13 protein-coding genes are annotated in these 13648 nt (G+C 70.9%); 9 read left to right on the forward strand and 4 right to left on the reverse strand.

What is annotated here, in order from left to right; genetic code table 11:
• Positions 1-127 precede the first annotated feature (127 nt).
• Positions 128-919, reverse strand: a complete 792-nt coding sequence (locus ACZ4VI_RS26465; protein ID WP_468003087.1) for a metal-dependent hydrolase — start codon at positions 917-919, stop codon at positions 128-130.
• A 71-nt stretch (positions 920-990) separates the two neighbouring features.
• Between ACZ4VI_RS26465 and ACZ4VI_RS26470 the strand changes: the two genes are divergently transcribed.
• From ACZ4VI_RS26470 to ACZ4VI_RS26485, 4 genes are all read left to right on the forward strand, one after another.
• Positions 991-3564 carry a DEAD/DEAH box helicase gene (locus ACZ4VI_RS26470; RefSeq protein ID WP_468003089.1) on the forward strand — a complete coding sequence of 858 codons (2574 nt, stop codon included), beginning with the start codon at positions 991-993 and terminating at the stop codon, positions 3562-3564.
• A gap of 13 nt (positions 3565-3577) precedes the next feature.
• Positions 3578-4456 carry an acyl-CoA thioesterase gene (locus ACZ4VI_RS26475; protein ID WP_468003091.1) on the forward strand — a complete coding sequence of 293 codons (879 nt, stop codon included), beginning with the start codon at positions 3578-3580 and terminating at the stop codon, positions 4454-4456.
• 49 nt (positions 4457-4505) lie between these two features.
• Entirely contained in the window at positions 4506-4991 is a 486-nt protein-coding gene (locus ACZ4VI_RS26480) for a glutathione peroxidase (protein WP_468003093.1), read from the forward strand.
• A gap of 158 nt (positions 4992-5149) precedes the next feature.
• A complete protein-coding gene (locus ACZ4VI_RS26485; RefSeq protein ID WP_468003095.1) occupies positions 5150-5938 on the forward strand; it encodes a putative protein N(5)-glutamine methyltransferase in 789 nt (262 codons plus the stop codon).
• Positions 5939-6005: 67 nt separating this feature from the next.
• Here the strand turns inward: ACZ4VI_RS26485 and ACZ4VI_RS26490 are convergent, their stop codons facing one another.
• Positions 6006-7379: a cytochrome P450 gene (locus ACZ4VI_RS26490; protein WP_468003096.1), complete on the reverse strand. Its 1374-nt coding sequence runs from the start codon at positions 7377-7379 to the stop codon at positions 6006-6008.
• Between the two features lie 133 nt (positions 7380-7512).
• On the opposite strand from ACZ4VI_RS26490, the gene ACZ4VI_RS26495 reads away from it, so the two are divergent.
• On the forward strand, positions 7513-7989 hold the full coding sequence (locus tag ACZ4VI_RS26495) for a VOC family protein (protein WP_468003098.1): 477 nt from the start codon (positions 7513-7515) through the stop codon (positions 7987-7989).
• A 114-nt stretch (positions 7990-8103) separates the two neighbouring features.
• Complete coding sequence (locus ACZ4VI_RS26500; RefSeq protein WP_468003100.1) at positions 8104-8745, forward strand: DUF4232 domain-containing protein; 642 nt, start codon at positions 8104-8106, stop codon at positions 8743-8745.
• Here ACZ4VI_RS26500 and ACZ4VI_RS26505 read toward each other — a convergent pair.
• Positions 8742-9965, reverse strand: coding sequence for an acyl-CoA dehydrogenase family protein (locus tag ACZ4VI_RS26505; protein ID WP_468003102.1), 1224 nt, complete (start codon positions 9963-9965; stop codon positions 8742-8744). The genes ACZ4VI_RS26500 and ACZ4VI_RS26505 overlap by 4 nt on opposite strands.
• 162 nt (positions 9966-10127) lie before the next feature.
• Here ACZ4VI_RS26505 and ACZ4VI_RS26510 point away from each other — a divergent pair, with 162 nt between their 5' ends.
• A complete protein-coding gene (locus ACZ4VI_RS26510) occupies positions 10128-10775 on the forward strand; it encodes a TetR/AcrR family transcriptional regulator (RefSeq protein WP_468003104.1) in 648 nt (215 codons plus the stop codon).
• A gap of 109 nt (positions 10776-10884) precedes the next feature.
• Here the strand turns inward: ACZ4VI_RS26510 and def are convergent, their stop codons facing one another.
• A complete protein-coding gene (gene def, locus ACZ4VI_RS26515) occupies positions 10885-11424 on the reverse strand; it encodes a peptide deformylase (protein WP_468003106.1) in 540 nt (179 codons plus the stop codon).
• A gap of 126 nt (positions 11425-11550) precedes the next feature.
• On the opposite strand from def, the gene ACZ4VI_RS26520 reads away from it, so the two are divergent.
• Together ACZ4VI_RS26520 and ACZ4VI_RS26525 are read left to right on the forward strand one after the other, a co-directional pair.
• Entirely contained in the window at positions 11551-12798 is a 1248-nt protein-coding gene (locus ACZ4VI_RS26520; protein ID WP_468003108.1) for a MurT ligase domain-containing protein, read from the forward strand.
• A 19-nt stretch (positions 12799-12817) separates the two neighbouring features.
• A complete protein-coding gene (locus ACZ4VI_RS26525) occupies positions 12818-13546 on the forward strand; it encodes a type 1 glutamine amidotransferase (protein WP_158985045.1) in 729 nt (242 codons plus the stop codon).
• Positions 13547-13648: the final 102 nt, after the last annotated feature.

Raw genomic sequence — 13648 nt, forward strand, 5'->3', positions numbered from 1 at the left:
CGCTCGGCACCGAAGAAGGTTGGGGGAGGGCGGAGGACGCTCATCCTGCGTGGGGGGGGTCGGGAGAGGGGGAAAAGGGGGGTGGGGCCCCCCCGGACCGGGGCGCCCCCCACCGTCGTGCGAAGCGCTACAGATAGCCGAGCGCCGAGGCCCCGCCCACGCCGCCGAGCAGCATGAACGCCGGCATCAGCACCTTCAGCTCGACCCAGCTGCCCGCGCGGAACCGCATGCCCTTCGGCGGGCCGACCGGGTACCACCGCTTGCGCCCCACCGGGATCGGCCACAGGATCGGGCAGCCGGAGACGGTCAGGGCGTCGCCGATGTCGTGGACGAGGGCGCCGAGGACGATCGGCAGGCCCAGCCAGAGGTACTCCTGCCCGGGGGCGGTGAAGAGCCAGTCGGCGCCGTTGCCCGGCTGGTCAAGGACGCCCGCGAGGATCCAGGCGCTGGTCGCGCCGAGCAGCCAGACCAGGACGTCGCTGGACATCCGGGCGGCCCGCCACAGCAGGCCCTCCACCGCGAGCACGAGGTGGACGAAGAGGATCCCGAGGACGGCCCAGCGCCCGCCGCTGATCGCCAGGACGGAGGCTCCGGCGCCGATGAGGACCGCCCAGAGCCAGGTGTGGGTGAGCGTGCGGTGCCCGCCCGACCGGCGCGGGTCGGCGGTGGAGCGGGTTGACTTGTAGACGGCGTACGAGAGCTTGTCGACGATCTCGCACAGGCCCTTGGAGACCGGGCCGAAGGCCCGCGAGATGGTCGCGGACTTGTGGTCGAGATCCGGGGCGAGCGCCGCGCCGGCGCAGATGAGCGCTCCGACGACGACAACCGGCCACGGCATCGGGTGGCCCGCGGCGGCGGCCGCCGCCCCGACGCCCAGCCAGGCCGCCGCTCCGGACAGCGAGTGCGCCGGTCCCATCATGCTTGTCCCCGCCCCATTCCTCCCGCGCCGGCGCTCAGTTGACGACCGGTCGACGCGACAGCGTATCGTCCGTGATCTTCCGGCCGGTGGCCGGTTCCCTCATCCGGACGGAATCCAGGCAAGATGGGGGCGTGACCCTTATCGATCAGCTTCCGCCGAACGCCGACCCCGACGCCCTCTTCGAGGCGTTCTCCTCATGGGCGGAGGGCCGGGGCATCACGCTCTACCCGGCCCAGGAGGAGGCGCTGATCGAGGTGGTCTCCGGGGCCAACGTGATCTTGTCCACGCCCACCGGCTCCGGAAAGTCGCTGGTCGCGGCCGCCGCGCACTTCACCGCGCTCGCGAACGACCAGGTGACCTTCTACACCGCGCCGATCAAGGCGCTGGTGTCGGAGAAGTTCTTCGACCTGTGCAAGCTCTTCGGCACCGAGAACGTCGGCATGCTGACCGGCGACGCGTCCGTGAACGCCGACGCGCCCGTGATCTGCTGTACGGCCGAGGTGCTGGCCTCCATCGCGCTGCGGGACGGCAAGTACGCGGACATCGGCCAGGTCGTGATGGACGAGTTCCACTTCTACGCGGAGCCGGACCGCGGCTGGGCCTGGCAGATCCCGATCCTCGAACTCCCGCAGGCACAGTTCGTGCTCATGTCGGCGACGCTCGGCGACGTGTCGATGTTCGAGAAGGACCTGACCCGGCGCACGGGCCGCCCGACCTCGGTGGTCCGCTCGGCCACGCGGCCGGTCCCGCTGTCGTACGAGTACCGGCTCACCCCCATCACGGACACGCTGACCGAGCTCCTGGAGACCAAGCAGGCTCCGGTCTACATCGTCCACTTCACCCAGGCGCAGGCCGTCGAGCGGGCGCAGTCGCTGATGAGCATCAACATGTGCTCGCGCGAGGAGAAGGACAAGATCGCCGAGCTGATCGGCAACTTCCGCTTCACCACCAAGTTCGGCCAGAACCTCTCACGTTACGTCCGGCACGGCATCGGCGTGCATCACGCGGGCATGCTGCCGAAGTACCGGCGTCTGGTGGAGAAGCTGGCGCAGGCGGGCCTGCTGAAGGTGATCTGCGGGACGGACACGCTCGGCGTGGGCGTCAACGTGCCCATCCGTACGGTGCTGTTCACGGCCCTGACCAAGTACGACGGCAACCGGGTGCGGACGCTGCGCGCGCGGGAGTTCCACCAGATCGCGGGCCGGGCCGGCCGCGCGGGCTTCGACACCGCCGGTTTCGTCGTCGCGCAGGCGCCCGAGCACGTCATCGAGAACGAGAAGGCGCTCGCCAAGGCGGGCGACGATCCGAAGAAGCGCCGCAAGGTGGTGCGCAAGAAGGCCCCGGAGGGCTTCGTCGCCTGGAGCGACACCACCTTCGAGAAGCTGATCGCCGCCGAGCCGGAGCCGCTGACCTCCCGCTTCAAGGTCACCAACATCATGCTGCTCTCGGTGATCGCCCGGCCCGGCAACGCCTTCGAGGCGATGCGCAAGCTCCTGGAGGACAACCACGAGCCGCGCAAGGCCCAGCTGCGGCACATCCGCCGGGCCATCGCGATCTACCGCTCGCTCCTCGACGGCGGTGTGGTGGAGCAGCTCGACAAGCCGGACGCCGAGGGCCGCACGATCCGGCTCACGGTCGACCTCCAGCAGGACTTCGCGCTGAACCAGCCGCTGTCGACGTTCGCGCTCGCCGCGTTCGACCTGCTCGACCCCGAGTCCCCTTCGTACGCCCTGGACATGGTCTCGGTCGTCGAGTCCACCCTCGACGACCCGCGCCAGATCCTGGCGGCCATGCAGAACAAGGCGCGCGGCGAGGCCGTCGGGCAGATGAAGGCCGACGGCGTCGAGTACGAGGAGCGCATGGAGCGGCTCCAGGACATCTCGTACCCCAAGCCGCTGGAGGAGCTGCTCTGGCACGCGTACAACGTGTACCGGAAGTCCCACCCGTGGGTGGGCGACCACCCGGTCTCGCCGAAGTCCGTCATCCGTGACATGTACGAACGGGCGCTGTCCTTCACGGAGTTCACGTCCTGGTACGAGCTGGCGCGGACCGAGGGCATCGTGCTCCGCTATCTCGCGAGCGCGTACAAGGCGCTGGACCACACGATCCCGGACGACCTGAAGACCGAGGATCTCGAGGACCTCATCGAGTGGCTGGGCGAGATGGTGCGCCAGGTCGACTCCTCGCTGCTCGACGAGTGGGAGCAGCTGGCCAACCCGGAGGTCGAGACGGCCGAGGAGGCGCAGGAGAAGGCCGACCAGGTCAAGCCGGTCACCGCGAACGCGCGCGCCTTCCGGGTCCTGGTGCGCAACGCGATGTTCCGCAGGGTGGAGCTGGCGGCGCTCGACAACGTGGACGCGCTGGGCGAGCTGGATGCCGAGTCGGGCTGGGACGCGGACGCGTGGGGCGAGGCGATGGACGCGTACTGGGACGAGTACGACGACTTGGGGACGGGCCCGGACGCGCGCGGCCCGAAGCTGCTTCAGATCGAGGAGGACGCGGCCCACGGCCTGTGGCGCGTCCGGCAGACCTTCGCCGACCCGAACGGCGACCATGACTGGGGCATCAGCGCGGAGGTCGATCTCGCGGCCTCCGACGAGGAGGGCCGGGCGATCGTCCGCGTGACGTCCGTCGGACAGCTGTAGAAGGAGCGCAGAGGTGACCGATCCCGCCGAGACCAACCCTGCCGAGAGGCTCGTCGACCTGCTCGATCTGGAGCAGATCGAGGTCAACATCTTCCGTGGCCAGAGCCCGCAGGAGTCGCTGCAACGGGTCTTCGGCGGGCAGGTCGCCGGGCAGGCCCTGGTGGCGGCCGGGCGCACCACGGAGCGCGACCGTCCGGTGCACTCGCTGCACTCGTACTTCCTGCGGCCGGGGCGGCCGGGCGTCCCGATCGTCTACCAGGTGGAGCGGGTGCGGGACGGCCGTTCGTTCACCACGCGCCGGGTCACCGCGATCCAGCAGGGCCGGACCATCTTCAACCTGACGGCCTCCTTCCACCTGCCGGAGGAGTCCGGGTTCGAGCACCAGCTGCCGCCGCGGCACATGATGGACCCGGAGACCCTGCCGAAGCTCGCGGACGAGATCCGCGACCATCTGGGCGTGCTGCCGGAGGCCCTGGAGCGGATGGCCCGGCGCCAGCCGTTCGACATCCGCTATGTGGACCGGCTGCGCTGGACGAAGGACGAGGTCAAGGGCGCGGACCCGCGGAGCGCGGTGTGGATGCGGGCGGTGGGCCCGCTCGGGGACGACCCGCTGGTGCACACCTGCGCGCTGACGTACGCCTCCGACATGACACTCCTGGACGCGGTCCGTATCCCGGTCGAACCGCTGTGGGGCCCGCGGGGCTTCGACATGGCGTCGCTGGACCACGCCATGTGGTTCCACCGCCCCTTCCGCGCGGACGAATGGTTCCTCTACGACCAGGAGTCCCCGATCGCAACCGGCGGCCGCGGCCTGGCCCGGGGACGCATCTACGACCGCGAGGGCCGGCACCTGGTGTCGGTGGTCCAGGAGGGACTGTTCCGGAAGCTGTAGCCGGGGATCGTATGGTGATCGCACCCCCAGTCTCGACGAGGAGCTGTCCATGAGCCTGTACGACATTCCGCTGCGCACCCTGTCCGGTGACCCGATCTCGCTGGCCGACTACCGCGACCAGGCCGTCCTCGTCGTGAATGTGGCCTCGAAGTGCGGTCTGACGCCGCAGTACGCGGGGCTCGAGCGGCTGCAGAAGGAGTACGGGGAGCGCGGTTTCACCGTGCTCGGTGTGCCGTGCAACCAGTTCCTCGGCCAGGAGCCGGGCACCGCGGAGGAGATCCAGACCTTCTGCTCCACGTCGTACGGCGTGACGTTCCCGCTCCTGGAGAAGACGGATGTGAACGGCGAGGCCCGTCACCCGCTCTACGCGGAGCTGACCGAGGTCGCCGACGCGGAGGGCGAGTCCGGGGATGTCCAGTGGAACTTCGAGAAGTTCCTGATCGGCCCGGACGGACAGATCACGCGTTTCCGCCCGCGCACCGAGCCGGAGGCCCCGGAGGTCGTCGCGGCCATCGAGGCGCTGCTGTCCGCCTGATGTCGATCATGTAATGTGAGCGGCTCCAGCAGAGGACGACCGAGGAGGTGGGACCCATCAACGCCATGCAGGCAGGGTGCTCCCCCTCGACGACCGTGTGGTCCGCCCGACAGCGGTGACCACCACGGGAGCGCCCTTCGGCTTCCCGGAAGGTTTCCATGTCGATCGACCCGTCCTTCTCCCTTCGTTCCACCACCGTCTCCCGACTCCGCGCCGCGGGCTGCGTGTTCGCCGAGGACGAGGCGGAGCTTCTCTTCTCCACCGCGCACAGCACCGCTGAACTCGACACGATGGTCGAGCGGCGGGCCGCCGGTCTGCCCATCGAGCACGTCGTGGGCTGGGCGGCCTTCGCCGGGCTGCGCATCGCCGTCGACGCCGGGGTGTTCGTGCCCCGGCGGCGTACGGAGTTCCTCGTCGAGCAGGCCGTGGGCCTGGCCGGGCCCGGGGCGCTCTGCGTCGATCTGTGCTGCGGGTCGGGCGCGGCGGGCGCGGTGCTGCTCTCGGCCGTGGAGGGCGCCGAGGTGTACGCCTCGGACGTCGAGCCCGCGGCGGTGCGGTGCGCGCGGCGCAACATCGAGCCGCGCGGCGGCCGGGTGTTCGAGGGCGACCTCTTCGCCCCGCTGCCGAGCGGTCTGCGCGGCCGGGTCGACGTCCTGGTCGCCAATGTGCCGTACGTGCCGACGGCGGGTGTCGCCCTGCTGCCGCCCGAGGCGCGCGAGCACGAGCCGCTGGTCGCGCTGGACGGCGGCTCGGACGGGCTCGACGTCCTGCGCAGGGTCGCGACCGAGGCCGCCGACTGGCTGGCCCCGGGCGGACACCTGCTGGTCGAGACGTCCGAACGGCAGGCCGCCCGGGCCGTCGAGGCGGTCTCCGGGCACGGTCTGACACCGCGGGTGCTCACCTCGGACGAGCTGTACGCGACGGTCGTCGTCTCCACGCGGCGCTGACGCGGCCGGTCCTGGCCGGCTCCCGGGTCGGCCAGGCCCTCCGCGTCCTGGGCTGCTTCGCCGCTTCCTACGCGGTGCGGGGAGTGACCCGGCAGCGCGCCGGGCCGAGCGCCCTGAGGGTGATCGCCGCGCTGAGCGGCACCTCGGTGTCGATCGCGTCGAGGTCGTAGGACTGCAGGATCATCGCGAGCGCGACCACCGACTCCAGCATCGAGAAGTGCTGACCGATGCAGGCGCGCGGGCCGCCTCCGAAGGGGAACCAGGCGTAGCGCGGGCGGCCCGCCTCGGCCTCGGGCGTGAAGCGCTCGGGGTCGAAGCGGTCCGGGTCCTCCCAGTACGCGGGGTGCCGGTGGGTGACCCACGGGGAGACGATCACGTCGGCGCCCGCCGGGATGGTGTGGCCGCCGATCCCGGTGGCGGCGACGGCGCGACGGCCGATGGCCGGCGCGGCCGGGAAGAGGCGCATGGCCTCCTTGAGCACCTGGGTGAGGTAGGGCAGGGCGTCGAGGTCGGCGGCGCCGGGCGTACGGCCGGCGAGGACGCGGTCGACCTCCTCGTGGGCCCGCTTTCGCTGCTCCGGATGCAGGGCGAGGAGGTGGAGGGCGAAGCCGAGCGAGGTGGCGGTGGTCTCGTGTCCGGCGAGCAGGAAGATGAGGACCTGCTCGCGCAGTTCGGAGGCGTCGAAGCTGCCGTCCTCGGCGCTCTCGGCCGCGGCCAGGAGGGTCAGCAGATCCTGTCCGTCGCCCTCGCCGCCTTGCGGGCCGGCCGCCCGGCGCTCGGCGATGATCCGGTCGCAGACGGCGTACAGCTCCTCGTGGGCGGCGGCCGCGCGGCGGTTGCCGGGGGTGGGCCAGTCGCGGGGGATGTTGAGGGGCGAGAAGCCGCGCCGCAGGACGTAGTCGCCCATCACCGGGAAGGCGCGCTCGACGATCTCGACGGCCGCCTCGACGTCCGTACCGAAGAGGATGCGGGCGACGGCGCGCAGGGCGAGCCGGGTCATCTCGCCGAGAACGTCGACGGTGGAGTTCTCCGCCGTCCGCCAGGGCCCGGTGACGGTCCCCACCTCGGCGGCGATCGCCTCGGCGTAGCTGTCGACGCGGCGGCGGGTGAAGAGCGGCTGAACGAGCCGGCGCTGACGGAGGTAGTCCTCGTCCTGGCTCGTCAGCAGTCCGTTGCCGAAGGACTCGCGGAGCTCCTGATAGAAGGCGTTGTCCTTGCGGAAGTTGGCGGACTCGGTGGCGAGGACCTGCTGGGCACCCTCGGCGGAGAAGACTCCGTAGACCGTGGCGCGAATGCCGGGCGGTCCGGCGGTGATCCGGACGACGTCTCCGTGTTCGCGCTGGGAGCGCAGGAAGGTGCCGAGCGTGTCGTTCTTGAGGTCGAGCATCGAGCCGAGCAGCGGAAGTCCCGCCGGGCCCGGCACCGCGGTGGTGGTCGCCATGTGTTTGCCCCCTTGATCGTCACCGGCCCGGCGATTGTCCCGCACCACGTGACCCGCCGGTAGCCATGGCCGAACACCAGGCCGGATCTGGCCTGTTGGGCCGGTTGTCAGTGGCGTCTGGGACGCTCGCCGTATGGAACCGATCGCGATGACCGAGATGACGCTGCAGATCACCATCGACTGCGCGAACCCCCAGCGGCTCGTACGTTTCTGGGCGGAGGCCCTGCGCTATGTGCCGGAACCGCCGCCCGGCGGCCACGAGAGCTGGCGGGCGTACTGGGCGTCGATCGGGGTGCCGGAGGAGGAGCTTCCCGAGGGCGTCGGGGACCTGCCCGAGTCCGTCGTCGACCCGAAGGGGGTCGGGCCGCGGGTCTGGTTCCAGCAGGTCCCCGAGCCGAAGACCGTCAAGAACCGGGTGCATCTGGACCTGAAGGTCGGCGGCGGGCGGGACGTACCGCTGGCGATACGGCGCGAGAGGGTGGACGGGGAGGTGGCGCGGCTGACGGCGCTGGGCGCGACGATCCTGTACACGATGGACGAGCCGCACGGGATGGAGTACTACGCGGTGGTGCTCCAGGACCCGGAGGGGAACGAGTTCTGCGTGGTGTGACCTTCCGGTTTCCGTGGTGGATTCGGGAATGCGCGGTCACAGAATCGTGAAGGTTCGGCGAGACGCTGGTGCCCTGAACAGCGCACTCGCGCTGCTGACTCGGGGGAGCAACCGATGACCCATCACATCCGTCGTGGCGTCCGCAGAACCGCCGTCGTCCTCGCCGTGTCCGCACTGGCTCTGACGGCCTGTGGCCCCGAGGAAGTCCCGCCGCCCACGGCGACCCCGTCGGGGTCCACCACCCCGTCGAAGCCCGCCACCCCGTCGAAGCCCGCGCCCTCGGCGAAGCCGTCCAAGCCGGCCAAGCCGTCGGGCTCCCCGAGCGAGGGCCCGTCCGATCCCGACTTCGCGGTCTTCCCGTGCAGCACGTACGACGTGAAGTTCACCGCGGATCTCGCGGAGCGCACCACCAGCAGCTACCTGCTCAAGATCACCAACAAGAGCGGCAAGCCGTGCAAGGTCCTGGACTATCCGATCGTCACCTTCGACGACCTGGACGGCGCCGCGACGGAGCGTCCGGAGACGCACCCGGGCACCGACATCAGGCTCGCGCCTGGCGAGTCGGCGTACGCGGGGCTCATGGGCGGCACGAACGACGGCACGGGCCGGACCGTCGGCTCGATCGCGATGACCATGAACACCGCGTCCGACCTCGAGCAGGTGCCGCTCAAGGCGTCGACGCCCGGCCTGTACGTCTCGTCCCGGAACTCGGTCACCGCATGGCTGAGCAACGCCGAGGACGCGCTCAGCCTCTAGCGGATCGGCATCCCGGAGAGGGTCCGGGCGATCACCAGGCGCTGGATCTCGCTCGTGCCCTCGAAGATCGTGTAGATCGCCGCGTCGCGGTGCATGCGCTCCACGGGGTACTCGCGGGTGTAGCCGTTGCCGCCGAGGATCTGGATGGCCTGGCCGGTGACCTTCTTCGCGACCTCGCTCGCGTACAGCTTGGACATCGAGCCCTCGGCCGAGGTGAACGGCTTGCCGGTGGTCGCCATCCAGGAGGCGCGCCAGACGAGGAGCCGGGCGGCGTCGATCTGGGTGCGCATGTCGGCGAGCTGGAAGGCGACGCCCTGGTTGTCGATGATCGGGCGGCCGAACTGCTCGCGGGTCTTGGCGTAGTCGAGGGCGACCTCGTACGCGGCGCGGGCCGTGCCCACGGCCATGGCGCCGACCGCGGGGCGGGAGGCCTCGAAGGTCGCCATGGCGGCGTTCTTGACCCGGTCCCCGCTCTTCGCCTTCTCGCGGGCCCGGGCCAGGCGCTCGTCCAGCCTGTCCTTGCCGCCGAGGAGGCAGTGGCCGGGGACACGGACGCTCTCCAGGACCACCTCGGCGGTGTGCGAGGCACGGATGCCGTGCTTCTGGAACTTCTGGCCCTGGGAGAGGCCGGGGGTGTTCGGCGGCACGATGAAGGAGGCGTGGCCCTTGGAGCCCAGCTCGGGGTCCACGGCGGCGACGACGACGTGGACGTTGGCGATGCCGCCGTTGGTCGCCCAGGTCTTGGTGCCGTTCAGGACCCACTCGTCCTTGGCCTCGTCGTAGACGGCCCGGGTCCGCAGGGAGGCGACGTCCGAGCCGGCGTCGGGCTCGGAGGAGCAGAACGCGGCGACCTTCACGTCGTCGGCGTCGCCGTACATCTGCGGGATCCAGGTGCCGATCTGCTCCTCGGTGCCGTTGGCGAGGACGCCGACGGCGGCGAGGCCGGTGCCGACGATGGAGAGAGCGATGCCCGCGTCTCCCCAGAAGAGCTCCTCCATCGCCATCGGGATGCCGAGGCCGGTCGGGTCGAAGAACTGCTGGGCATAGAAATCGAGAGAGTAGATGCCGATCTTGGCGGCTTCCTGGATGATCGGCCAGGGAGTCTCCTCACGCTCGTCCCACTCGGCGGCGGCGGGGCGCATCACGTCCTCGGCGAATCCGTGCAGCCAGTCACGGACCTGCTTCTGGTCGTCGTTGAGTTCGAGCGTGAACTCGGCCATGTTCCCTCCCAGCAGTGCGTTACTTGCGGTAACACTAGTCTGTTACTCGCCAGTAGGGCCTGTCAACCTGCGGCGGAGCAGTACAGGCGGCGCGGCACCGGGTGCCGGTCGGGTGTTACGTTGCGACAGCCTCACGAATTCGGACGGGCGGGGAGACACGCTATGGAGACCACACATCGGACCACCGACCAGCAGAAGCCGGCCGATCAGCGGCGCCGCGAACTGCTGGAGGCGGCGGACCGGGTGGTGCTCCGGGACGGGCCCAAGGCCTCGATGAACGCGATCGCCGCGGAGGCGGGGATCACGAAGCCGATCCTCTACCGGCACTTCGGCGACAAGGGCGGGCTGTACCGGGCCCTGGCGACCCGGCACACCGACGCGCTGCTCGCCGCGCTGCGGGCGGCCCTCGACGCACCGGCCGACCGGCGCGCGCGGGTCGAGTCGACGCTCGACACGTACCTCGCCTCGATCGAGGCGCTGCCTCAGGTCTACCGCTTCCTGATGCACCCGGCCGAGGAGACGCACCAGGCCGAGCAGGGCTTCGACGTCGGCCGCCACTCGGCGCCGGTACTGCGGCGGATGGGCGAGGAGCTGGGCCAGGTCATCGCGGAGCGCATCGACCTCGGGCCGGCGGGTGAGGCTCAGGCGCGGATCTGGGGGCACGGGATCGTGGGCATGATGCACGCGGCGGGTGACTGGTGGCTGGGCGAACGGGCGTGCTCGCGAAGCGAGTTGGTTACCGCGCTTGCCGACCTGCTGTGGGGGCGCCTGGCCGAGGCGGGCGACCGCGACGGGGGGCCTGGGTTCTAGGCGACCCAGCCCCCGGGGCCTTGGGGCGTGCGGGCCTGAACGCGCGGCGCGCTTGTGGGTTGTGCCCACCCGTCCCGCCCTGCGGGACGATTGCCCACAACGGTGGGGACTAGCTTCCCCACGGCTCCTTCCTGATCGCGCGGCGGAGCCGTGACCCGCGCCAGCCCGTCACCCTGTCCGCGTACACCCCGCCCTCCAAGTGGTCCGTCTCGTGCTGGAGGCAGCGGGCGAAGAAGCCCGTGCCCTCGACGCGGGTCGGGGTGCCGTCCAGGAGGACGCCCTCGACGACCGCGCGGTCGAAGCGGGGCGTCGGGGCCTCCAGGCCCGGCAGGGACAGGCAGCCCTCGGGCCCCCGGATCACCTCGCCGTCCGCCTCCACCAGGCGCGGGTTGACCAGGTGCCCGAGGTGGCGCACGTCCTCGTCGTCCGGGCAGTCGTACACGAAGACCCGCAGGCCCACGCCCACCTGGTTGGCCGCGAGGCCGACGCCGTTCGCCGCGTACATCGTCGCGAACATGTCCTCGATCAGCCGGGCGAGCTCCGGGCCGAAGTCGCTGACGGGTTCACAGGGGGCGTGCAGCACCGGGTCGCCGAGCAGGGTCATCGCTCGGACGTGGCCGGAACTGCCGGGGATCGGCCGGTTTCGCATGGGCGTAAGAGTACGGTCCGCCATGACCTCGTCGTTTCGGCGAGGAGCGCGGGGGTGCCGCAGTTCGGGTCGCTGGCCGGATCTCGATAGGCTGAGCCCGGACCGACGCAAGGAGGAACAAGGAAGATGTCAGGACACCCCGGTAATCCAGAGCCGCTGTCGCCGCGCGCCAAGCTGGCCGTGACGGCGGGCAAGGCCGCGGCCGCGGTGTCGCGCGCAGCGGGACGCGGCAGCGGATCGGTGATCGGCGGCAAGGTGGCGCTGAAGCTCGACCCGGACCTGCTGGGTCGGCTCGCGCAGCATCTGGACGTCGTCCTGGTGTCCGCGACCAACGGCAAGACCACCACGACGCGGCTGATCGCCGAGGCGCTGCGGGCCAGCGGCCCCGTCGTCTCCAACGCGCTGGGCGCCAACATGCCCGCGGGCATCACCTCGGCGCTGGCGGGCGGCTCGGACAGCAAGTACGGCGTGATCGAGGTCGACGAGAAGTACCTCGCCGGAGTCGCCCGGGACACCACGCCCAAGGCGATCGCGCTGCTCAACCTCTCCCGCGACCAGCTCGACCGCGCCGCCGAGACCCGGATGCTCGCCGAGAAGTGGCGCGAGGGTCTGAGCGGTACGAAGGCCGTGGTCATCGCCAACGCCGACGACCCGCTGATCGTGTGGGCCGCCTCCTCCTCCCCCAACGTGGTGTGGGTCGCCGTCGGCCAGGAGTGGAAGGACGACGCCTGGTCGTGCCCCGCCTGCGGCGGTGTGATGCAGCGTCCGGGCGACGACTGGTTCTGCGGTGAGTGCGGTTTCCGCCGCCCCGCGCCGAGTTGGGCGCTCAACGGCGACCACGTCCTTGACCCGCACGGTTCGGCCTGGCCGATCCACCTCCAGCTGCCCGGCCGTGCCAACAAGGCCAACGCCGCCACCTCGGCCGCCGTGGCCGCCGTCTTCGGCGTCCCGCCGCAGGTCGCCCTGGAGCGCATGTACCAGGTGCAGGCCGTGGCCGGCCGCTACGACGTGGTCTCCTTCCAGGGCCGTGAGCTGCGGCTGCTGCTCGCGAAGAACCCGGCGGGCTGGCTCGAAACGTTTTCCCTCATCGACCAGCCGCCGACCCCGGTCATCCTCTCCGTCAACGCGCGCGGCGCCGACGGCACGGACACCTCCTGGCTGTGGGACGTGGACTACGGCCGGCTCGCCGGCCACCCGATCATGGTCATCGGTGACCGCAAGCTGGACCTGGCGGTCCGCCTGGAGGTCGCGGGTGTGGACTTCCGCGTCTGCGAGACGCTCGACGAGGCGGTCCAGCTGGCCCCGCCCGGGCAGATCGAGCTGATCGCCAACTACACCGCCTTCCAGGACGTCCGCCGCCGCGTCGGCAACTGACCCGTAGAGGACTTGCAGCATGAGTGACAGCAGCCTGCGCCTGGTCTGGGTCTACCCGGACCTGCTCAGCACCTACGGCGACCAGGGCAACGCCCTCGTCGTCGAGCGCCGCGCCCGCCAGCGCGGTCTGGACGTCCAGCGCGTCGACGTCCGCAGCGACCAGCCGGTGCCGACCTCCGGCGACATCTATCTGATCGGCGGCGGCGAGGACCGGCCGCAGCGGCTCGCGGCCGAGCGGCTGCGCCGCGACGGCGGCCTCGAGCGCGCCGCGTCCAACGGCGCGATCATCTTCTCGGTCTGCGCCGGCTACCAGATCCTGGGCCACGAGTTCATCAACGACCTCGGCGAGCGCGAGCCCGGCCTCGGTCTGATCGACGTCATCTCCACCCGGGGCGAGGGCGAGCGGTGCGTCGGCGACGTCCTCGCGGACATCGACCCGCGCCTCGGTCTCCCCCAGCTCACCGGGTTCGAGAACCACCAGGGCATCACCCATCTCGGCCCGACGGCCCGCCCGTTCGCCCGCACGATCCTGGGCAAGGGCAACGGCACGGGCGACGGCACCGAGGGCGCGTACAACGACACCGTCTTCGGTACGTACATGCACGGCCCGGTCATGGCCCGCAACCCGCAGATCGCGGACCTGCTACTGAAGCTGGCCCTGGACGTCAACGCGCTGCCGCCGACCGACGACCGGTGGTACGAGGCGCTGCGCGCCGAGCGCATCGCGGCGGCGACCCAGCCCGCGTAACAAGCTGCACGTCTGAGCAGGCGTGCGCGCATCGGATCCGTAAGTCAATACGGTGTCCAATCCGTGGACAACCGGTTCGGCCCCGCCATCCGGCACCGATAG

It is taken from the genome of Streptomyces sp. NPDC029169, assembly GCF_055563935.1.